Origin of the sequence: Pseudomonas sp. NMS19W (assembly GCF_051554255.1) — a bacterium.
Lineage (GTDB): Bacteria > Pseudomonadota > Gammaproteobacteria > Pseudomonadales > Pseudomonadaceae > Aquipseudomonas > Aquipseudomonas kribbensis.
The window spans coordinates 4,882,403-4,905,088 of record NZ_CP136718.1 but is presented as its reverse complement, the minus strand read 5'-3'; the positions used below and the strand labels follow the sequence as shown (position 1 = coordinate 4,905,088).

The following is a 22,686-nucleotide window of genomic DNA, read 5'->3' as shown; positions in this document are numbered from 1 at the left end:
AGATCAAGAGCCCCCTCACCCTAGCCCTCTCCCGGGGGAGAGGGGACTGACCGAGTTGTACTTTGGAGGTATATCGACCTGAGATATTGAGTCGAACGCAGATTTAGAAAAGCATGAAGATCAGCTCCCTTCCCCCTCGCCCCCCCTGGGGGAGAGGGTTGGGGTGAGGGGGATGGATTTCAGCCACACCAAAATTCTGCAGCCGAACTCACTCAGCCAAAAACATCTCCCGACTCAACCCATGCCGCTGCATCTTTTCATTGAAAGTGCGCCGGGGGAGTTGCAGCTCTTCAAGTACGGCTTTCACATCCCCCTTGTGCCGTGTCAAAGCAGCCCGCAGACACTGCGCCTCAAACGCCTCCTGCTGCGCCGCCAGCGACTGCCCCGGATCGATGCCCTGCACCGGTTCATCCAGCCCCAGCACCTGCCGCTCGGCAACGTTCGCCAACTCGCGCACATTGCCCGGCCAGTCATGGCTGAGCAGGTGGCTCAACTGCGCACCACTGAGCGGCGGGAACGTGCGGCCCAAGCGCTGGGCGGCGCTCTGGGCGAAGGATTCGAACAATAACGGAATATCTTCCCGACGATCACGCAGCGGCGGCAGGCGCAGTTCGGCGACGTTCAGGCGATACGCCAGGTCCTCGCGAAAGCGTCCGGCCCGGGCTTCGTCCAGCAAATCCGGTTTGGTCGCCGCGACGATCCGCAAATCCACGCGAATGCTCTGGTTCGACCCCAACCGCTCGAGCTTTTGCTCCTGCAACACCCGTAGCAGTTTCACCTGCTGGGCCAGCGGCATGCTTTCGATTTCATCGAGAAACAGCGTGCCGCCATCGGCGTATTCCAGCTTGCCGATGCGCTTGCCGGAGGCTCCGGTGAACGCGCCGCTTTCATGCCCGAACAACTCGGCTTCGAACAACTGCTCGGGGATCGCCGCGCAGTTCAGCGCCACGAAGGGTTTGTCGGCGCGGGGGCCGAAGTCGTGCAGGCAGCGGGCGACCAGTTCCTTGCCGCTGCCGGTTTCGCCACGGATCAGCACGTTGACCGGCAGCGTCGCCAAGTCCAGCACCTGGCGGCGCAAGGTCTGCAAGCCACGAGATACACCGAGCAGCGTGGCATCAAGTTTCGCGCGATTGTCGGCCTGCTCGTGCAGGGCGCGGTTTTCCAGCACCAGCCGGCGCTTGTCCAACGCCCGGCGCAGGCTGCCGAGCAGGGTCTCGGGGCTGAAGGGTTTTTCCAGAAAATCGTAGGCGCCGTCGCGCATGGCTTCGACCGCCATCGGCACATCGCCGTGGCCGGTGAGCAGAATCACCGGCAGGTCGGTATCCCGGCGCTGTACTTCGGCCAGCAGTTCAAGACCGCTGAGGCCGGGCATGCGCACATCGCTGAGAATCACCCCGGCAAAATGTTTCGGCAGCGCCGCCAGACATTCCTCGGCGCGGCTGAACAGCTGCACCTCGAAACCGGACAGGCTCAGCCACTGTTCGACGGCACTGCGAATACTGCTTTCGTCATCGACCACCATCACGCGGTTGAGCATCAGAGGTGCGCCTCCAGATCGATTGGCAGGGTCAGGCTGAACACCGCGCCGTTGTCGCCGTTCTCGGCGCTCAGGCGCCCGCCGGATTCGTGGACGATGGCGAAGGATACTGCCAGTCCGAGACCGAGGCCGTCACCCACCGGTTTGGTGGTGAAGAACGGATCGAACACCTGACCCAGATGTTCTTCGGCGATGCCGCCGCCATTGTCGATAACGCTCAGGCGCCACAGTTGTTCGTCGGCTTCCAGGCGGATTTCCAGGCGCTTGCAAGGTTTGCCCTGCATCGCATCGAGGGCGTTGCGCAGCAGGTTGATCAGCACCTGTTCGAGACGGATCGCATCGCCGCGCACCCAGGCCGGACGGGTCAGGTGCAGCACCAGACTGACCTGTTCGTCGCGCATCCTCGCATCGAGCAATTGCAAGGCCTGATCGACCACCGTCGACAGGTCCAGCCGCTCGCGCAAACCGCTGGGGCTTTTGCGCGCGAAAGTTTTCAAATGACCGGTGAGGGCCGCCATGCGCGTGAGCATTTCATCCACCGGTTTGAGCGCCTTGTAGGCGTCATCGACCCGACCGTGATCGAGCAGCAGCCTCAGCGTTGCAAGCTGCATGCGCTGGGCGGTCAGCGGCTGATTGATTTCGTGGGCCAGCGCGGCGGACATCTGCCCGAGGGCCGCGAGTTTTGCCGATTGCACCAGACCATCCTGCGCAGTGCGCAAATCCCGGGTACGTTCCTCGACCAGTTGCTCAAGCTCTTCGCGGCTGCGCTGGCGCATCTTCGCCAGACGCCAGCGCTGGTTGAGGAACAACAACAGGAACACCAGCGCCAGCCACACCCCGGCGGCGGCGAGCCCGGCATTGCGCTGGTCTTCGAATGACAGTTGCGGACGGCGCAGCAGGTGCAGGGTCCAGCCTTCGGCGGTCAGCGGCAGGGATTCCCACAGGTAATCCGCCGTGCCTTGCGGAGCCTCGACACGGCGCAGATCACTGTTGTCGTCGAAGCGGCGCAGCGACAGATGAGTCAGCGGCACCAGCGACTGTTTGTCGTATTGGCGGGTAGCCTTGATCTCTCGGTAATCGGCCGGGGTCAGCGGATGCAACAGGCGATAGCGCCACTCGGGCTGGTTGGCGATGAAGACGATGCCCCGAGCATCGCTGACCAGCAGGGTGTCGTTGCCATGGCTCCATTCGCGTTCGAGCTCGGGGAATTCGAGCTTGACCACCATCGCCCCGAGGAACTCGCCGTTGTCACCGAGTACGGCGCTGGACAGGAAATACCCGGGAATCCCGCTGGTCACGCCGACCGCGTAGAAACGTCCGGTGCCCTGGGTGCGGGTCTGACTGAAGTACGGGCGAAAGCCGTAGTTGTGGCCGACGTAACTGCTGGGCAAACGCCAGTTACTGGCGGCCACCGCAAGGCCTGTGTGGTCGAGCAGTTCAAGGGTCGAGGACTGTGCGGCGCCGTTGATCTTTTCCAGCTTCAGGTTCAGCGCCGCTTGCTGTTCGGTATCGACCGGGCCGGCCAGCGCCGCACGCAATTGCGGGTCCAGCGCCAGCACGGCGGGCAGGGCGCGGTAGCGGTCGATCAGGGTGTGCAGCGAGTTGGCGTACAGCGCCAGCTGTTGATTGGCCCGTGCGGCGTCTTCTTCCAGTGCCTGGCGTTCGGCGTGGCGGATAGCAAGTGTCGCGGCGAGGGCAGCGCCGGCGATGATCAGCAGGGTATACAACGACAGACGCAAGGTACGGGAAGTCGGCAGCATGCTGAAAAACTGAGGGGAAATGGGGCAGGCACCATACCATGAGGCGCTGTGCTTCGCGCATTATCCCCCGCCGGATTGGCCCTGAACTTGACCCTGAACCTGGGCCTGGCTACGCAGTTCGGGTGAACCAGTTGCCGGAGCGCTGTTTGGACGGGTGAGCCATGCGTCGCAAGTACTGATTGTCCGTAGTGCCCATCTCTTTGTAGGCGGCCAGACCACGCTGGGCGTGAGCGATTTCATATCGGGTGGCTGCGGTTTGCCGGCGCAACCTCGAACGGGTGATCGGTGCCAGCGTTTCTTTTGTGGTCATGTTGTTAACATTCGGCAGCACATCGGCTGGATAGAGGACGTCTGTGCCCATTGCATTGAAAGCGTTTTCCATCCATGCCGAACGCTCTTCGAGCGCGGTCTGCCAGTCACTGAGCATTGTCTCGATTTTTCCGACCTTGGCCGGGTCCAGGCGGTTCTTGATGTCTTCGACTTCGATAGCCAGGGCAAACATATTGATTGCGCCGGAAATGATCGAAATCCATGTGGCCATAACCCTGTTCATAATGAACTCTGAATTGAGGATTTTGTCGAGCGCCGGTGTGCCTCGCTCATTCATGAAATCGCTGAAGTTACGAATATCCCCGACGGCCTGCTTGATTCCCAGGTCGTGATCAATCGCATCAACGGACCTCTTCGAGGTTTTCGGAATCATCCCGTCGCCGATGAGACCGACAGCCTTCAGGGGGACTTCCGCCATCGCGCCGGATACATCTCCGCCGATGTTTCCTCCGATCAGCCCTCCGGTGGTCAAATAGGGTGGAAGAGTGATTTCATGTGGCATTACCATGTCAACTTGCGCACCCCCGATCAACCCGGCTTCATAGCCGATGGGGCCCTTTACGCCTTCCACCCCAGCTTTGGTCAACAGCGCTTTTTTGAAGCCTTTCTGGTGAATGATGTTGTGGAGCTGTGCATTGGTTTGCTCCGCATATCCACTCACGTAGCCCAGGAAGCCCGCGTATAACATGATGGTGGCTTCGGCTCTGGTTCCTCCCGACGGATCAACGTAACGCAGCGGATTATTTCCGACAAACGCATACCGGTTCTGCCCGTCCGCATCCCCGGCCGGATCGGCGCTCACCCAGCGACACAACCAGGGCGCGTAATATCGCACCCCGTAGTAATAAAGCCCGGTGACATCCATTTCCTTGCCCGAATAGCGGGTGAGCTTGTAGTCCGCTTCGATCAGCGAGCGGGCAGCCATCGTCGCGGTGTTGCCGAATGCGTAGTAGCTTTCGCGGCTGATCACCTGCGCCCGTTGATCAATCTCCGTAACGCTCGATCCCAAATGGTTGGAATGGGAATAACACAACCGATCTGCATCGATACCAGGCGGTTTGCCGGTGACCCAGTGCAGGCACGTCACCTCGCCGATGCCGGTGGCGACGGTGATCTTGTGCAATTCTTCTCCGCTGCTTCGGGTGCGGATTTCCAGACTCCCCACGTAATGCACTTCAGCAACATGGTTGACGGTGCTTGTGTGGGTTTCATGGCGTTTGTAGACCCTTGCACCCTGGCTGTAGTGATACAGCTCCTGATCGGGCGGACCGCTGGCGTGCTCCACGAGGATCAGCGACTCCAGTTGATTGCGGCTGTTCCAGTGCATTGGCTGGCCGGGTTGCAGGGCCTGCAGATTACCGGCACGGTCGAACAGGGCCCTGAAGTCAGGTGTCGGGTCCCCCGCTTTCCGGCGCACACCACGATTGCTGGCAGGGTCGATGAACATCTCGCGGGTATGGGTGTTGCCGTCGCGCACGTGGGTCAGTTTTTTCAGGTTGTTGCCGTCGTCGTATTCGAAAGACTCGACATAGTTGCGTCGGTCATTGGGATCGGTGGGTTGCGGCCGACCGGGGTTGTCCGCGGGCGGGGCGTCGCTGTAACCGGTGGCGCGGGTCAGGCGGTACACCGAGTCATAGTCAAATGTGCGTTCACCGTCGACCCGCTGGTTGCGGAAAAACGTCGGTGTGTAGGTGTGATCGACAATGCAGATGGTATTGCCCACCAAGTCGTATTCATACTCGAAATCCTGAACCGCCGGCTCCGAAGCCTTTTGCGCATATTGTCGAAGCAGACGTCCGTCGGCTTCGCGGTAATGCCAGCGGCTGGTCACACCGTTGCCGAGCCGTTGTTCGGTGATCCGGCCGGCGGCGTTGTAATCCGCGCCGTTCAGGATCGGCTTGATACTTTGCCCGCTGAGTTGCAGTTGCACCTGAGCAAGCTGCCCGGCGATGTCGAAGGTTGATTGCTGGACATGCCCGCCGGCGTCGGTGGTTTGCAGCAGTGCACCGATGGCGCTGAAACGCTGATGGCCGGCGCAGATCTTGCCATCCTCGAAGGTGCGGACTTCTTCCGTTGACTGGCCACGCATGTTGAAGCTGTTGAATTGCACCGTACCCGATGGATCGCTCAGCGCCGTCATTTGTCCGCGCAGGTTGTGCCTCGGATCGGCCGAAGCCGTTTCATAGCTGAACGTTTCGAAGCCGGTTACCCCGTTTTCTGTGACGCTGCGCAGACGCAGTTGCGGGTCGTAGCTCATCTCCCGGTGATTGCGGTTCGCATCCCAATGCTGCAAAAGCTCGCCGCCGAGTCCTGGCAGGACCGTGTCTTCGCCAGCGTCGACGTTCCGGGCCTTGACCGCTATGCCATCTAACCTGAACACGGTTGTTGTATTGGGCGTGGCCAGACGCGGGTCCTGCTGTGCAACCAGATGGCCGACAACGTCATATTGCAATCGGTTGATGAGCGCTCGCACTTCCTCGCCGGCCACTGTGCGCAGGTACTCGACTTGTCTGATGGCTTCGCCGCGAGGGCCGATTACCGACAGTGTCGGTGTGAGATGGTGCACGCGGGCGTTCATGGCTTGATCCGCTTCGCGGGTCTTGCGGGCGCCGGTCTTTTCGCGGGCCTGGCTGGTGGCGAGTCGTCCGTGTCGTTGTAGTCATAATTGAGCTCGAGCCAGGGATGCAGAACGGCGAACGCCAGATGACCGAGCGCATTGATCGTCTGGATCGGCCGTCCCAGGGCGTCGTAGAACATCCGGTCGTGGTAACCGTGCAGGCGCATCGCGCTGTCATTGATGCAGCGATGGCTGTTGAGGAAATAGGGCCGGTAGACCCGGATGGTTTCGCCCTTGTGGTTGTATTCCACACGACTCTGCACCCGCCAGCGCTGAAGGGCCGGCAGTTCAATCGGCTTGCCATCGGCGTCAGTCGCGAGGCCGTCCTCGGCCGTGGCGACAAAGGCATCGCCCGGCGGGACGAGCTGTTTGTTTTGCAACTCGCGGCCAAAGCCGTCGACGTAGCTGATTCTCATCTGAATCTGTTGCCGCGGATCGTAGTGGTAACGGTCGGCAACCAGCATCAGGATATGCACCGGTTGCCTGCTGATGGTGCGGATGATCTTGAGCAGGGCCTGTTCGCTGGCCGTGCGTTTTTTGCGCTGGTTCAGCCAGCGCAGCGCCGAGGCGCGGATGTGGCCGTCGGGCAGGATCAAGCCCTTGGCGATCCATTCCTTTCTTTTGCGCAACAGGGTTTGGCGCGGGAGTGCGGGCATCCAGCTGAACAGTTCGGTGCGTACTGCGCTGGCGGCGGATGCCACTACGTTTTTCGGATGGGCGAGGGCGTATTCGACGCTCAGGTCAGACTGCGGCGGGTAGGCGGACAAAGACGCGAATCCGGCCGGCAATCCTTCTTCGGTGCCATGAAAACTGAGCACCATGGGCTGGCCGCCTGCGTCATAAAGAACTTCCTGAATGTTCTCGTTGGGATCGGTGATACTGAGCGGCTGCAGGGTCTGCATGTCGTAGATCACAGACGTTACACAGCCGTCCGGCAGGGTGATGGCAATGGTCAGCAGGTGGTCTGCGTCCCAGGTGATGTGCGTCACGCCATGGCTGGCGGTCTGTTGCACCTCGGTGATGTGGTAAAAACCGCTGGCATTGGCGTAGGTGAAAAAGCCGCTTTGCGCTGACCACAGGTTTTGCAGCAGATCCTGTTCAGGATCGTCCGGAAAGAACAGCTTCATGGGCGAGTAGCCGATCTTTGTCAGCTCGTCCCGAATGACTATCGGGACGTCGTCGTAGGCCTCCAGGGCTTTTTTGTCGAACACGGCCTGCTCGGTCGGCCCGGCCAGCGGCGGGTAGAGCATCTTGCCAGCGGATTCCAGATACGTGTGTTGCGAGAGTGAGGTCAGCTCCCGTGCGGCTGTCCACTCGAGGCTGTCTTTATACCGGTCGAAGTTTTCGAAACTGATGTCCGCCGCTTGCAGTCCGCCCGGCAGAGCACCCTTTGGCAGCATCATTGCGTTGCTGCGCTGGCGCCAGGGCAAGCCGAGCAGCCAGTGGCCGTCAGTGGTCAGGTGAATGAAGGCAGCGCGTGTTTCCGTCAGATAAAAGTACCGTTGCTGTTCATCGTGACCGTCTACCCAGGCCCGAAGCTGGTCTTCTCGATCGAAGGGCGGTTTGTCCGTCTCGGTGCGACGGCGAGCGCAGGCGACCGTAAAACCGTGAGTCGGATGGCCGTACTCGTCCCATTCCAGATAGACCAAGTGCTCGCAACGCGGATCGTCCATGAACCGTTCGTAGTGGTGGTTGCGGGTTTCCAGTTCCAGCACTAACAGACTGGACGGATTTTCCTTGACCACTCGAACCAGGTAGCGTGATTCGCTCAGGGAGAACAGACGCGCCGGGGCGGGGTCGTCTGCCTGAGACACCTCGCTGCGCAGTAGACGACCGGCCAGGGCGTAGGCGATCTCGTGATCATCGTCGGCCTTGCGCCGCTTGCGAATACTTTCCTTGCGGCGTTTCGCCTCGAACGTTGAACGGAGGGTCCTTCCCAGCGAATTGATTTCGCCGTCGAGTTCGCAGACGCCTTTCAAGTCAGGATCGATGCATCTGCCGGTATGGAACCAGTGAGTCGTCCGCATCGGTGCCGTATGGCCGCTTTCAGCCTTGCCCGGCTCCAGTTCACTGTCGGTCTGGCAGACTTTGCCGAAACCGCGAAATTCACGTTCGTAACCGTCGTAGTAGCCTTCGAAATATTCGTGGAACTGCATCAGGTAATTGCCGGTGATTTCATCGTCCTGACGCAACCAGTGAAGCACCATCTGGGGAAATGGCAGAAGGCAGACCGGACGCCGGCGTGTCATCAGTTCCAGACGTTTTTCATCCAGCCAGAATTGCGCACTGCTGCGATGTTGCAGTGTGGCGCTGTAGCCCATGTTGTTATTGCAACCGGTAAGCAGGTACGGCCGTTCCCTGACGAAGTGATACACCCAGTGCTGCGGTGTCATGTGCGGTTTGGTGAACAGCAGGCTGGCGCAGCCAATGCCTTGCAGATCAGCGAAGGTCACCTGGCAGAGGTTGTCGTAGCGAATGCCGTCGGGCCACGCAACGATGCGCGGGACTTGCTCAAAGGCATTGCCCCCGTAATTCCAGTAGATCTCGAAGTGATCGGAACACAGACGGATCAACGCCGCTGCACCGGAGCCATCGAGATCGGCGAAGCGAATCTGATCGGCATTGAAATGCGTGTACTCGAAGGGTAGCGTGCTGATCGCAATCCGTTTACCGAAATGGCCGTGGCCCAGATTGGCCCAGGTTTCGATCCCGTCGTGACGAACCCGGCACAGGCCCGAGAGGTCACTGGCATGCAGGTTGCCGAACATCACAAGCTCGGTGCGGGCGTCGCTGAACAGCGGTAAACGATCCGGGGTATGCGGCACATCCTTGCCGGGTGCGAATCCTTTCTCCCGCACATTGGCGTACACCCGCACGCTGTTCGGGCCGATCAGGGCCATGGAATCCAGGCCATCACCGCTCAAGTCGCCGAGTTGCGCCAGTTGATGGAAATACTCCACGGGAAACTGGCTGAATGGCTTGAACAACGACCAGGTGCCATCCGGGTTGAGCGTGTAATACCCGCTGCCACCGGGCTGCGCGACGACCCAGTCCAGGCGCCCGTCACCGGTGAGGTCGGTGAGGATCTGCACCACCGGTTTGCTGCTGTCGGCGTTCGGAATCAGCGGCAGCAGTGTCCAGGGGCCGTAGACGATTTCGTCCGTGCCGGGCGCTCCGCGCAAGGGCTCGCGGTAATACCAGGCGCCGTCGTACTGGCAGAGAAAACCGGGCAGGCCTTCGCCGTAAAGATCGACGCAATGGTAGGGCTGGCCGTCGTTGAGGCCGGGCATTTGATCAAGTGACAGGAACGGTTCGGGGGTGGTGTAGAGCTCCAGCGCTCTATAAAAGTACTCCAGGGGCGGCATGTGCTTGACGCGACCTGTAGCGTCGTAACTCATGTAGTGCGCGGCTTTCAGGTGGTTGTAGCGGTGCTCTGTGGGTTCGTGCTCCAGCAGCAGTCGATTGACCAGCACCGGAGTGGGGCCGGTGTGGTTGAACAACAGAAACTGCCGGCACAGGCGCCGGGTCCCGATTTCAAAGCCATAACGATGTATACGAAACGGGTCGGAACGCACCGTCCAGGCATCCTCGTTGTCGGCATACGGTGGAACATCGTCATATCCGGCGACGCGTTCGCCGTAGTCAACGATCAGTCGGAACTTCCAGTCCAGTAACGCCGGTTGCGCGTGATCCAGACAATACAGATCGGTACTGGCGGTCTTGTTGCAATAACAGACCTGCCGCAGGTAACGCTGGGCACTGTAGTCAAAACGGGCGTCGGTGACTTTGCCGTCAGCTTTGTGCTCGTAATAGATGTTTTCGCCCACAGAGTTCCTGACTTCCACCAGCAACCACGCTGCGATAAGGGTCGGGTCCGCCGGGTCATGGATGCAGGCATCCAGGGTGTTGCCGTAGCAATACTGAGAGCCGTCGGCGCCAAAGACCACCCAGAATCGATGGCCGCCACCGGTGGGGGTCCAGAGCTCGTAGCGGGTGAAGGTCGTTTCCAGGCGTGGAATGTAGAGCACCACGGAATAGGTTTTGGCGTTCCTGCCTTTACCGCGTGTACGCTTTTTGACCTTGATCTTGCCGCGGGCCGTCAGCTCGGGCCGCAGGTCGGTGCCATCCGCTTGCATGACATCGGAGGCCTCGTATTTCGGCACACCCTTGCTGGTTTTGCGCGAGATGGCGGGCAGCGGCAGATCCCAGCCGAGCCCGCATTTGCCATTGCCCGCGTTACCGTCGTAGACCAGTTGCAACTCGGGATTGAGCGTGCGCGCATTCAGGATCGGGAGGGGCAGGGTGTAAGAACGCTGCCCGGTCGCACCGATCTCCCCCAACTGCGTCCGTTCGTTGCAATGGACGCAGTCTTGGCAATGGAGGGAGGAGTGACGAGCGCATCTGCATCCGGGGTCATGGCGTCGCAACCTGAAGATGTCGAGGTGTCACGCTAGCAGAGCGGCATGCGCCAGACACCTGTCAGATCTGACAGGTGCCGACTGACGGCAGGCGAAAAAAAACCGGGCGGTCATCGCTGACCGCCCGGTTTTTCACAAGCAGGTGAAGCGCTTACTGCACTTCCACCGCCAGGCTTTCGCTGATCTTCTGTTGCCAGATCGCAGGACCGGTGATGTGTACCGATTCACCTTTGCTGTCCACCGCGACGGTGACCGGCATGTCCTTGACCTCGAACTCGTAGATCGCTTCCATGCCCAGCTCGGCGAACGCCAGCACCTTGGACTTCTTGATCGCCTGCGCCACCAGGTAAGCGGCACCGCCGACGGCCATCAGGTACACAGCCTTGTTGTCCTTGATCGCGTCGATGGCGGTCGGGCCGCGCTCGGACTTGCCGATCATGCCCAGCAGGCCGGTCTGCTCGAGGATCTGACGGGTGAACTTGTCCATCCGCGTGGCGGTGGTCGGGCCAGCCGGGCCAACCACTTCGTCACCGACCGGATCAACCGGGCCGACGTAGTAGATGAAGCGACCCTTGAGGTCCACCGGCAGGGTTTCGCCCTTGTTCAGCATCTCGACCATGCGCTTGTGCGCGGCGTCGCGACCGGTGAGCATCTTGCCGTTGAGCAGGACGGTTTCGCCCGGCTTCCAGCTCTGCACGTCTTCCGGGGTCAGGGTGTCGAGGTTGACGCGACGGGCCGACGGGCCGGCTTCCCAGACGATTTCCGGGTAGGCGTCCAGCGGTGGCGCCTCCAGCGAAGCAGGGCCGGAACCGTCGAGCACGAAGTGCGCGTGACGGGTGGCAGCGCAGTTCGGGATCATGCACACCGGCAAGGAGGCGGCGTGGGTCGGGTAATCCATGATCTTCACGTCGAGCACGGTGGTCAGGCCACCGAGGCCCTGGGCGCCGATGCCCAGCTGGTTGACCTTCTCGAACAGCTCCAGACGCATTTCTTCGATACGGTTCTGCGGGCCACGGGCCTTCAGCTCGTGAATGTCGATGGATTCCATCAACACTTCTTTCGCCATCACAGCGGCTTTCTCGGCGGTACCGCCGATGCCGATGCCCAGCATGCCCGGCGGGCACCAGCCGGCGCCCATGGTCGGAACGGTCTTCAGCACCCAGTCGACGATCGAGTCGGACGGGTTGAGCATGGCCATTTTCGACTTGTTCTCGGAACCGCCGCCCTTGGCCGCCACGTCCACTTCCACGGTGTTGCCCGGGACGATGGAGTAGTGGATGACCGCCGGGGTGTTGTCCTTGGTGTTTTTACGAGCGCCCGCCGGGTCGGCGAGGATCGAGGCGCGCAGGACGTTTTCCGGCAGGTTGTAGGCGCGGCGCACGCCTTCGTTGATCATGTCGTCCAGGCTCATGGTCGCGCCATCCCAACGCACGTCCATGCCCACACGCACGAACACGGTCACGATGCCGGTGTCCTGGCAGATCGGCCGGTGGCCGGTGGCGCACATGCGCGAGTTGATCAGGATCTGCGCCATCGAGTCACGGGCCGCTGGCGATTCTTCGCGCAGGTAGGCTTCGTGCATCGCCTGGATGAAGTCTACGGGGTGGTAGTAGGAAATGAACTGCAGGGCGTCGGCAACGCTCTGAATCAGGTCGTCTTGCTTGATCACGGTCATGAGTCGCGCTCCTCTAAAAGACGGGAACATTCTTTAAGGGCAGCTGAAAGTTGCGAGCTTCGAGTGGCAAGCTGAAGCGGTGCATACCGCTTTGAACTTGCAGCTCGAAGCTCGGAGCTCGAAGCTGCCCTTCAGGGTCGGCACGCCGGGGCTGCTGGCGCGACGCTAAAAAGGCGCGGCAGTATACCGCGCCTCCCCGGTGGTGACACGCGCCGGCAGTCATTCGTTGGTCGCATGGTTCGGGGAATATCTGGAGTCATTGTTTGCACTTTTAGACCGCTGCCCTCACCCCAACCCTCTCCCGGAGGGAGAGGGAGCTGATTTGCGTTGTTTCGAGACGTGTGTCCGGCGCGCTGTTTGGGGGCCGTGAAGGCCGACAAAAAATCACGCGTGGCCGGTGCTTTTGGCGAGCGCTCCGGGAACCCGGGAGGGGCGGGCTCAAGGGCTTTTTTGACGCCAAATATCCGGCCCGAAAATCAATGGTCATTTATCGACTGGGCCACTAAAGTGGCAGCCGGTCTGTAGAGTAGGACACTCGGTCAGCCTCTTATCGCACGGTGAGTCAACGATTGACCCATAACGCCATTCAACGTCTTTTGCTCAAACGCTTCGCCCTCGCTGCAGCCACCTACGGATTGGCCTTGCTGCTGCTGTGGCTGGCGTATTTCACCGGACACTACGAAGATTCGCTGGCAGGCGTCGCCGTCGGCAGCGCCCTGGTGGTCATCAGCCAGGCGACCCTGTTCGCGGTGTTTTTCTCGGGCGCCAACCTGCGCTTCTCCGACCCGAGCCTGACCGAAGCGCAAGTGTTGCTCGGCCTCGGCTGGCAGACGTGGCTGATCGCGCATCTGCAAGAAGCCCGGGGCGAGTTCCTGGTCTTCTATGTGCTGATCCTGCTGTTCGGCCTGTTCCATCTGTCGCGGCGGGCCTTCGTGCGCTGCGCGATGCTGGTGTTCTTCAGCTTCTGCGCCATCACGCTGTGGGACGGTTACCACTTCCGGCTGCACGATCCGGCACTGTCCGCGTTGCAGGCCTGCATCCTGCTGATCGTGCTGGCCTGGCTGGTGATCTACGCACGCTTCGTCCAGACCTCACGGCAACGCATGCGCCAGCGCCGCTTTGCCTTGCAGGCGCATCAGGACACGTTGCGCGGGATGATGCGCCAGCTCGAGGATCTGGTGGCCACCGACGAACTGACCGGGCTGTTCAACCGCCGGCATTTTCTGCGCCTGGCCACCCGCGAATTGAATGCGATGGAGGCGGACGTGGTACATGGCCTGGCGCTGATCGACCTCGACCACTTCAAACGTATCAACGACCTGCACGGCCATGCCGCCGGCGATCAGGTGTTGCAGGCGTTCGCCGGCGTGGCCGGTGCCTGTCTGCGCGACGGCGATGTGCTGGCGCGTTATGGTGGTGAGGAATTCGTGGTGCTGCTGCCCGATTGCAACGCCGAACGCCTGACCGCCTGCTGCGAGCGGTTGCGCATCGCTTTCACCGACGTCGAACTGGTGGGCCTGAATGTGAAAAACCTGAGCCTGTCCGCCGGCATGACCCTGCTGGAGCTGGGCGATGATCTGGACGACGCCTTGCAGCGCGCCGATCAGGCGCTGTACCGGGCCAAGCGCGACGGGCGCAACCGTTGCGCTGCCGCGTGGGAGAACGTCGATGCCTGAACTGCGGGTCGGTGAACGACAGTGGTCGGTGGCGGCGGGCAGCAACCTGCTCGATGCCCTCAACCGCAACGGTGTGGCGGTGCCTTACAGCTGCCGCGCCGGCAGTTGCCATGCGTGCCTGGTGCAATGCGTGCAAGGCTTGCCCGCCGACAGTCGCCCGGATGCCTTGAGCGCCGAGCAGCGTGACCAGGGCTGGCGGCTGGCCTGTCAGTGTCAGGTGATCGAAGACTTGCAGGTGCACACTTTCGATCCGGTCACCGATGGTCGCCCGGCCACCGTCGAAGCGCTGGACTGGCTCGGCGACAGCGTGTTGCGTCTGCGCCTGACACCTCAGCGACCGTTGCGCTACAGCGCCGGCCAGCATCTGGTGTTGTGGGCAGGTCACATTGCGCGGCCGTATTCGCTGGCGAGCCTGCCGGAAGAAGACCGTTTTCTTGAATTCCACCTCGATTGCCGCCAGCCCGGCGAATTCAGCGATGCCGCCCGGCGCTTGCAGATCGGCGACCCGATCCGCCTCGGCGAGCTGCGTGGTGGCGCGCTGCATTACGACCCGGACTGGCACGACCGGCCGCTGTGGCTGCTCGCCGCCGGCACCGGCCTCGGCCCGTTGTTCGGTGTGCTGCGTGAAGCCTTGCGTCAGGATCATCGGGGCGCCATTCGCGTCATTCATCTGGCCCATGATGCCGCTGGGCATTACCTGGCCAAACCCCTTGCCGCACTGGCCGCGCAGCGGGAAAACCTCAGCGTCGAACTGTGGACGGCGGCCGAGTTGCCGGGCGCTTTGGCGCAACTGCGCCTTGTCTCCCGACAAACCCTGGCTTTAGTCTGCGGTTCGACTGCCAGCGTCGACGCGTTTGCCAAGCGTCTGTTCCTGGCCGGACTGCCGCGCAATCAACTGCTGGCCGATGTCTTCCTGAGCCGTGGTTGAGCGCTGATCTTTCAGACGCGAGACCTGCTATGCCCGAAGCCATCCTGCTGCACCGCGAACGCGGTTTGCTGACCCTGCGCCTCAACCGCCCCGACAAGAAAAACGCCCTGACCCGCGCCATGTACAGCCAGTTGGCCGAGGCGCTCAAGCAAGCCAATCACGATCCCGAGATCAACGCCGTGCTGATCACCGGCAGCGCCGAGTGCTTCACCGCCGGCAACGATATTGCCGACTTCATCCAGCAACCGCCGAGCGATCTCGACAGCCCGGTGTTTCACTTCATGCTCGAACTCCTCGAATGCCGCAAACCGGTGATCGCCGCCGTGGCCGGGGCGGCGGTGGGGATCGGCACCACATTGTTGCTGCATTGCGATCTGGTGTACGTGGCGCGGGATGCGCGGTTGCGCATGCCCTTCGTCAATCTCGGGTTGTGCCCGGAATTCGGTTCCAGCCTGATCCTGCCGCGCTTGCTTGGGCAGGCCAAAGCGTCGGAGCTGTTGCTGCTCGGTGAAGGCTTCACCGGTGAGCAGGCAGCGCAATGGGGAATCGCCACCGAGGCGCTGGGCAGTGGCGAAGCCGCGTTGGCCAAGGCGCGGGAGATGGCGTTGCGGTTTGACGAATTGCCGTCCGAGGCGGTGCGCATCAGCAAACAATTGATGCGGGCGCCGGATCGCGAGTTGATTCGCAAGGTGATCGAGGAAGAGGGCGCGCTGTTCACCCAGCGGTTGCGCTCGCCGGAGGCGTTGGCGGCGTTGACCGGGTTCATCAAACGCCATTAACGAAAAAAGCCCCGCCATTCACATGGCGGGGCTTTTGTTTTTCAGCAACCGGTCACTCAGACCTGCGGGTCGCCCACGTGCAGGATCTTCATGCCGTTGGTGCCGCCGGTGGTGTGGTAGCTGTCGCCCTTGGTCAGGATGACCCAGTCGCCTTTCTCCACCACGCCGCGCTTGACCAGCTCGTCGATGGCTTTCTGGCTGACTTCGTTCGGGGCCAGCGAAGCCGGGTCGAACGGCACGGTGTACACGCCACGGAACATCGCCGCGCGGGCCTGGGCTTCGCGGTGCGGGGTGAAGCAGTAGATCGGCACCGACGAACGGATACGCGACATGATCAGCGGGGTGTAGCCACTTTCGGTCAGCGCGATGATCGCCTTGACGCCCGGGAAGTGGTTGGCGGTGTACATGGTCGCCAGCGCAATGCTCTCGTCGCAGCGCTCGAATTCCTTGCCGATACGGTGGCTGGAAGTCTTGCTGGTCGGGTGCTTTTCAGCGCCGACGCAGATGCGCGCCATCGCCTGCACGGCTTCCAGCGGGTAAGCGCCGGCAGCGGATTCGGCCGACAGCATCACGGCGTCGGTGTAGTCGAGCACGGCGTTGGCCACGTCGGACACTTCGGCGCGGGTCGGCATCGGGTTCTGGATCATCGACTCCATCATCTGGGTCGCCACGATCACTGCCTTGTTGTGGCGGCGTGCGTGCAGAATGATTTTCTTCTGGATGCCCACCAGCTCGGCGTCGCCGATTTCCACGCCCAGGTCACCACGGGCAACCATGACGGCGTCGGAAGCCTTGATCAGACCGTCGAGGGTTTCGTCGTCGGCTACGGCTTCGGCGCGTTCGATCTTCGCCACCAGCCAGGCGGTGCCGCCGGCTTCGTCGCGCAGTTGACGGGCGTAGTTCATGTCGGCGGCGTCACGCGGGAAGGACACGGCGAGGTAGTCGACTTCCATTTCAGCGGCGAGCTTGATGTCGGCCTTGTCTTTCTCGGTCAGGGCCGGTGCGGTCAGGCCGCCACCGCGACGGTTGATGCCTTTGTGGTCGGACAGCGGACCGCCGATGGTCACCACGCAGTTCAGCTCGGTCGCAGTGGCGGTCTCAACGCGCATGACCACACGGCCGTCGTCGAGCAGCAGCTCGTCGCCCACGCCGCAGTCCTTGACCAGGTCCGGGTAGTCGATGCCGACCACTTGCTGGTTGCCTTCGGTCAGCGGATGGCTGGTGGAGAAGGTGAACTTGTCACCGATCTTCAGCTCGATGCGCTTGTTGGCGAATTTGGCGATACGGATTTTCGGGCCTTGCAGGTCACCCAGCAGGGCGACGAAGCGGCCGTGCTTGGCAGCCAGGTCACGCACCAGCTTCGCGCGAGCCTTGTGCTCGTCGGGGGTGCCGTGGGAGAAGTTCAGACGGGCGACGTCCAGGCCAGCCAGAATCAGCTGTTCGAGAACTTCCGGCGAGTTACTGGCCGGGCCAAGGGTAGCGACGATTTTGGTACGACGGACGGACATGCAAAGACTCCTCAGGTTCAAGCGCCAGCGAAGGCTACTATGCTCGAAGGGTGTAGTCATTGTTCGTTTGCACTACTTACGATTTTCTTTTTTGAACGCGACAATCGGCGCAAACGGCTCTGAAGATTTCTCACAAGGGGTCGATACAGAGCACAAGACAGGAGAACCCCCATGCGATTGTTGCCCATTGCCGCCCTTGCCCTCAGCGTCCTCGCTGCTTCGGGCTGCACCCGTTGGTCGATGAATCATCATCTGAACAACGCCTACAGCGCCTATGACCGGGGCAATTGCGAGCAAGTGATGCTCGAACTGTCCAAGGTCGAACGCGCCAGCCGCGCCCGCCCCTACGTGTGGCCGGAAGTGTCGATGATGCGCGGTCAGTGCCTGGAACGGCAAAAAATGTTTGTCGACGCGGCGCAGACCTACCAGTTCATCATCGCCTCGTACCCCAACAGCGAATACGCCTACCGCGCCCGTGCGCGCCTGGAAACTCTGCAGAGCCTGGGCCACTACCCGACCCGCAGTGCCGCCGTGGTGCCACCCGCCCGCTTCTGATGGCGGTTGTCATACAAAAGCTGGCCGGCTGTATAAGGTGAGCTATAGTCGAATGACACCGGTGCAGATGCACTCTGTACCGGCGCAACACCTGCGACTGGCATGAGCAGTAAGTGGCGAGCGCCACACCGGAAGCGGGGAGAGCGGGCCTGTCGGGCAGGTTCGTTCCGAAGCACAGTGCGGCCCGTTTGCCGGGCCCTGCATGGCGATACGCTCATGTTTACCGACCGTCGAATCGAACGGCACCAGTTGCCGTATTTTCTGCGAGTGTTCAACAGCGTCACCGACAAACCCATCGGCTTTCTGGGCAACGTCTCCGAAGACGGGCTGATGCTCATCAGCCAGTTGCCGATGATGATTGGTGCCGAATTCAAATTGCGTCTGAAGATCCCCGTGGGCGATGGCTGCCAGCAGGTGATCGACCTCTGCGCCTGCTGTTTGTGGTGCCATGAAGACGCCACGCCCCGACATTACGACGCCGGCTTCAGCCTGTTTCGCACGCCGCCGGAATACGGGCAACTGGTCGAGGCGTTGAAACAGTACTTCAGTTTTCAGCCGTTGCCGGCTTCGGCCTGACAAACCAAAAGGGTCATGACCTGTCGCAGGTCATGACCCTTTTTGTTACGCGCCTATCGCAATCGCCCGCTCGTTATCCAGCGTCTTTTCCGCCAGCAGCAATCCCATCTCGCTCAACTGATAGATCGCCATCGCCAGGTGCCGCGGCTTGTCGTCCAGGCTGTCGGCCAGGTCCAGCAGCAGAATGCTCACCGACGAGAAAGTCTCGTAGGTCTGGATGGCGATCGCCTCGGAATTGATCTCGGGATCGACCTTGAACATCTGCATGCCGCGATCTACGGAGTTGCGTGGTTTTTCGGCCGTGGGATTGAGGTAGAAGTCGAGGGCCCTGTGGGCTGCGTCGTGGAGCTTCTTTGAATCGATTGAAGCGTAGGGGGAGACCGGATCGGGTTGATCGGTCGGGTCCTTTGGATCGGTGTCCGTAGGGGGGGGGATTTGTAACTGGCTTCTTCATGTATTTCGTACTCGTCGTTAGGGCCACCATCTGGCTCGCGACTAAACGAGAAAAGGGTGGCGGCTGTAAGCAGGTTAGTCGACCGGGAGTACGTACCGGTGCGCCCGAGGGCGCCCTGCGAACAGCCACCATCGAGTGCGGGGATAGGGAATACCCGACTGGATGACGCTTATGCGCAACGTACTAAAGACCCCGGGCGACTAAACCCGGCCGCTGATTGGCAGCGACACGGATCAAGTTACGGGGCAACGCCAAGGCGCACAAGCCGGCGGATTCTGAGGGATTTGTAGGCAATGGCACAAGGCATCGTAGCCCGTTGTTACGACTTGCAGGACGCTGCCGGTGCGGGCCGTGGGAAGAGTTACCGCTTGTCGGGACTGTCAGAAGTGTCAGGTGTTGCGCTTCAAGGTATTGGATTCAATGGATGGGCAAATGTTTGTGCGTGAATTACCACCTTTAACCACCATGGAGCCAGTTATGAATACATCAGATGATGTTGGAGATGAGGCTAAGGGCGAGTCACCACATGACCAAGAGGTAACTGGCGAACCTGGAAATACTGTAGTAGCGATAGAGCAAACAGAGAATGGTGTATTGATCACGCACGATATCTATGCCGAAAACGGCGAGTATTGGGCGTACTTGCGCGTTGAGTACTCGTACAATGAGGATGGTCGATCTTTCGTATGCAATGCGACGCACTACAAAGCCAAGAGCAATGGCCGGACCAAAGGAAACGTATGGATGCAGGTTGCCCTGACGGGGAGTGTATGGAATCCGACCGAGTTGACGAATGACAATGCCAGGCAGACTGGCAATTGGGAGCCCATCAGTGGAGGTAAAAGCATCCCAGCCGATACCAAGAGCGTAACAATCGGATTTGGTTACTTGTACGACAGAGCGGGTGTATCGGATGTCTGGATGACAGGGTCTTTGACAGTAGACTTCAAACCTCACCCGCCCAGCATCAACCCAATCAAGAATTTTTCCGCCTCACCAGTGCGTGTAACCGGTACTCGAGGAATTTCCGGGTTCACCCTGCTCGTTCACAGAAGTTTCGACTATGTGACGGCCACTGCCAGGATTGCCGCAGACGGCACCTGGTCGGCTGATCTTCAACTTCCTGCAGGTACAAAACAACTGAGTATTAATTCTCACCAGTTCAAGGGGGCAATTGAGTCCCTCCCTTCCAAGGGTTTTGATCTGTATCTAGCTGCTCTTACTTCACCGGCAGCAGGCACAATAGTGCCTTTAAAAGATCTCGTCTTCAGTGGAATCGCCGGGCCCGGTACTTCAATGAAAGTTGTCCTGGGAGGCGTCGGAACTCCCCTGTCTGTCACGGCCAATACAGGAACGGGAAGCAATTGGCAGGCATCTGCGCTGGCAAACCTGACTCTGGGCAGTGGCAATTTGTGGGTGACGGCTGAAATCGATGGCGTGCAGAATTACACCAATGAATACACCATTCAGATATTGGGCTATCCGGTCATTACCGACCCTCAATCGCCCGTACCGCTGGGCTTCACACTGACAGGCCGTAACCGTCTGCCCGGTGCCACACTGACTGCATTCCTGGGCTCCTCGAACATGGTAGTGGGATCGGCGGTGGCGGCGGATACGGATACCTTTTCCATCATGACAAACAATCTGGATCCGGGCGCTCACGCGCTCACGGTGGAGCAGTTCCATTCAGGCAAGGGGTCCGGTCGTAGCGCGGCCGTCACATTCAATGTCAAACCAGAACCGCCTGTGGTTACTTCCACCACCACAGGTGAACGGGTCAAACTGCATGGCACCGGTTTTAGGGGCGGACAAGTCCATTTTTATCAGCCCGGGGTAGAGGACCCCCCATTGTTCAGTGTTGCTATCAAGCCTGACGGCACATTTGAATACGATGTACCGCTGACTCAGTTGCCGGGGCCTCTTCATTACTCCTGCCGGCAAAGTGTTGCCGGCGTTGGGTCGGCGCGTATTTACAGTGACGGGTGGGTTCAGTTGCGTACCAATGTCCCTGCACCAGTGCCCACACAACTGACCAGCGCTCGAGACGGCCAGAAGCTGGTGATTTCAGGGAGAGGGTCGAGGTGGGGTACGACTGCGGGAACAGTGGTCATTTTCAATAATGATCAGGACATGCGGCCAGCTGTACCCGCCGTCGAAGTGCCAGTAAATCTAGCCTGGAATACTCGATCCACCGCCGATGTTGCACCTGGAAATTACAATCGACTGACCGCCAAAATGTGGGCCAATGGTATCTGGTCGCAACCTGTGCCGGTCCCGGCGGTAATCATCCCGTCGCCCCCGCCGGTACTCACCCCCATCACCGCACCTACCGGCCAACGTCCGCAGATCAGAGGCACTATGTGGAGTGGCTCGAAGGTCGAGGTACAAATCAATGGAGGGCCAGCCAAAACCGCTACTACAACGGGTGACAGTTTCTATCTGGACGCCACGTCGGATTGGGACCCTGCTACTTACACGGTCAGCGTGACAGCAGAATTCGGTGGGCAAAAGTCCACCCCCTCCACACAATCGTTCACCGTTCGCGCACCGCAGCCGAAAATCCTTACCACCGGACCGGTTCCGCTCCAGGCAACCATCACCGGCGAAGGCTGGAAGGGCTGCCGGGTCAGGATCTTCACGACCATCGGCAATCAGGAGCTGGGTGCAGATAACGTGAAGTCCGACGGCAAGTTCGAGATCGCCCTGTTGAAACAGGCTGCGGGTGATCAGACCCTGTATGCCGTGCAGTATGAGTCGGGCAATCCTGCAAACGCATCCGTCGATAGTGAACGTGTGACGGTGAAATTCGATATACCAACGGCCGACGTCACAGTTCCGCCCGAGGGCGGCACGACGCCGCGGGTATCGACGTTCAGCGGCACAACGACTGCACGCAGCGGTACCGTCGAGTTGTGGTTTGGAGGCGCGCCGCTCCGCACCAATATTGCGATAACCAACGGCACCTGGAGCGCGCCCGGTATCAATCTGGCCACAGGGCCTAAAGCAGTAAATGTTTATATTCGTGATGGTAGTGATCTCAGCGCCGCGACCATTCGCAACGTGAAAGTGGTGCCTGAGAAACTGAAGATCGATTCACCTCTGACGAATCAGTACATCGGTCGTCAATTGTGGATTTCCGGGGTCGGTGCATTCCCGGGCGATCAGGTCGTTGTCCAGCGATTGGGAGCTCCGTTCAACTTTCCTCCCGTCACCGTGAACAAACATGGCCAATGGTCGGCGAACGTCGAACACAATATGGTCTTCGGCAACACCATCGCTGCCATTGCGCGAGCCGGTGCGGGGCTGGATTCCGTCGTGTCGAGCCCGATCATCCCGAAGTTGCTGCATACAGCCCCCGATATCACACAGCCTCAGGCAGGTGACAGGGTCGGCCCGAAGCCGGTTTTCTCAGGACGGGCCAGACCAGGAGCGACGGTAACCATTGCTCAATGGTTCAACAACACGATCGTACTGGCGACGACCATGGCCCGTGCCGATGGCTACTGGGAGGCGCAAAGCACTGTTGCGTTGGCCGAGGGTGGGGGCTGGGTTCAGGTGCGCGATACGCTGAACAATATCCTTTCGGAATGGCGCAGGAGCGAGCGTTTCGAGGTGCGGCCGATGGCTGCTGCTCCCGCTGCGCCGTCCATTTAGCACCCTTGAACGTACACGACTACGGCTGAGCTTTTGACCGAAACCTTTCAGGCCCTCCATTGAGGGCCTTTTTTATTCCAGCTCTCGCATCGGGCATCAAAATCCCGACCAACGGTCGAAAAAACTGTCAGATCTGACAGTGGCTCACTTATCCAAATCAGCGCTAAATCAGCTTGAAGTCAACAAAGCCAACTCACGCCTCTTTGGCATTGGTTT

Annotated in this window: 13 protein-coding genes; 6 read left to right on the top strand and 7 right to left on the bottom strand. The window is 60.5% G+C overall.

Annotation, left to right across the window (positions count from 1 at the left end):
* Window positions 1-208 precede the first annotated feature (208 nt).
* From R1A29_RS22445 to R1A29_RS22425, 5 genes are all read right to left on the bottom strand, one after another.
* On the bottom strand, window positions 209-1,537 hold the full coding sequence (locus R1A29_RS22445; protein WP_438299625.1) for a sigma-54-dependent transcriptional regulator: 1,329 nt from the start codon (window positions 1,535-1,537) through the stop codon (window positions 209-211).
* Window positions 1,537-3,297, bottom strand: a complete 1,761-nt coding sequence (locus R1A29_RS22440) for a sensor histidine kinase (RefSeq protein WP_438299624.1) — start codon at window positions 3,295-3,297, stop codon at window positions 1,537-1,539. Before R1A29_RS22440 ends, R1A29_RS22445 begins: the two co-directional genes overlap by 1 nt.
* 109 nt (window positions 3,298-3,406) lie before the next feature.
* The gene (locus tag R1A29_RS22435; RefSeq protein WP_438299623.1) at window positions 3,407-6,205 is read right to left on the bottom strand and encodes an RHS repeat-associated core domain-containing protein; all 2,799 of its coding nucleotides are present in this window, start codon (window positions 6,203-6,205) and stop codon (window positions 3,407-3,409) included.
* Window positions 6,202-10,584 (bottom strand): SpvB/TcaC N-terminal domain-containing protein, encoded by a 4,383-nt coding sequence (locus tag R1A29_RS22430; protein WP_438299622.1) that lies wholly within the window; start codon window positions 10,582-10,584, stop codon window positions 6,202-6,204. The genes R1A29_RS22435 and R1A29_RS22430 overlap by 4 nt, the downstream gene beginning before the upstream one ends.
* Window positions 10,585-10,813: 229 nt before the next feature.
* Complete coding sequence (locus tag R1A29_RS22425) at window positions 10,814-12,337, bottom strand: fumarate hydratase (RefSeq protein ID WP_007960181.1); 1,524 nt, start codon at window positions 12,335-12,337, stop codon at window positions 10,814-10,816.
* A gap of 569 nt (window positions 12,338-12,906) precedes the next feature.
* On the opposite strand from R1A29_RS22425, the gene R1A29_RS22420 reads away from it, so the two are divergent.
* The 3 genes from R1A29_RS22420 to R1A29_RS22410 are packed head-to-tail and all read left to right on the top strand — an operon-like array spanning window position 12,907 to window position 15,720.
* Complete coding sequence (locus tag R1A29_RS22420; protein WP_134827912.1) at window positions 12,907-14,013, top strand: GGDEF domain-containing protein; 1,107 nt, start codon at window positions 12,907-12,909, stop codon at window positions 14,011-14,013.
* Window positions 14,006-14,941, top strand: a complete 936-nt coding sequence (locus tag R1A29_RS22415) for an iron-sulfur-binding ferredoxin reductase (RefSeq protein WP_438299621.1) — start codon at window positions 14,006-14,008, stop codon at window positions 14,939-14,941. Before R1A29_RS22420 ends, R1A29_RS22415 begins: the two co-directional genes overlap by 8 nt.
* A 29-nt stretch (window positions 14,942-14,970) precedes the next feature.
* Window positions 14,971-15,720 carry an enoyl-CoA hydratase-related protein gene (locus R1A29_RS22410; protein WP_438299620.1) on the top strand — a complete coding sequence of 250 codons (750 nt, stop codon included), beginning with the start codon at window positions 14,971-14,973 and terminating at the stop codon, window positions 15,718-15,720.
* A gap of 56 nt (window positions 15,721-15,776) precedes the next feature.
* Here the strand turns inward: R1A29_RS22410 and pyk are convergent, their stop codons facing one another.
* Window positions 15,777-17,228: a pyruvate kinase gene (gene pyk, locus R1A29_RS22405; RefSeq protein WP_085697206.1), complete on the bottom strand. Its 1,452-nt coding sequence runs from the start codon at window positions 17,226-17,228 to the stop codon at window positions 15,777-15,779.
* A 171-nt stretch (window positions 17,229-17,399) separates the two neighbouring features.
* On the opposite strand from pyk, the gene R1A29_RS22400 reads away from it, so the two are divergent.
* Together R1A29_RS22400 and R1A29_RS22395 are read left to right on the top strand one after the other, a co-directional pair.
* A complete protein-coding gene (locus R1A29_RS22400) occupies window positions 17,400-17,783 on the top strand; it encodes a tetratricopeptide repeat protein (RefSeq protein WP_085709591.1) in 384 nt (127 codons plus the stop codon).
* Between the two features lie 216 nt (window positions 17,784-17,999).
* Complete coding sequence (locus R1A29_RS22395; protein WP_432217578.1) at window positions 18,000-18,359, top strand: PilZ domain-containing protein; 360 nt, start codon at window positions 18,000-18,002, stop codon at window positions 18,357-18,359.
* Between the two features lie 45 nt (window positions 18,360-18,404).
* On the opposite strand, the gene R1A29_RS22390 is transcribed toward R1A29_RS22395, so the two are convergent.
* On the bottom strand, window positions 18,405-18,794 hold the full coding sequence (locus R1A29_RS22390) for a DUF6124 family protein (RefSeq protein WP_438302080.1): 390 nt from the start codon (window positions 18,792-18,794) through the stop codon (window positions 18,405-18,407).
* A gap of 496 nt (window positions 18,795-19,290) precedes the next feature.
* Here R1A29_RS22390 and R1A29_RS22385 point away from each other — a divergent pair, with 496 nt between their 5' ends.
* Complete coding sequence (locus R1A29_RS22385) at window positions 19,291-22,470, top strand: hypothetical protein (RefSeq protein WP_438299619.1); 3,180 nt, start codon at window positions 19,291-19,293, stop codon at window positions 22,468-22,470.
* The last annotated feature ends 216 nt before the right edge of the window (window positions 22,471-22,686 follow it).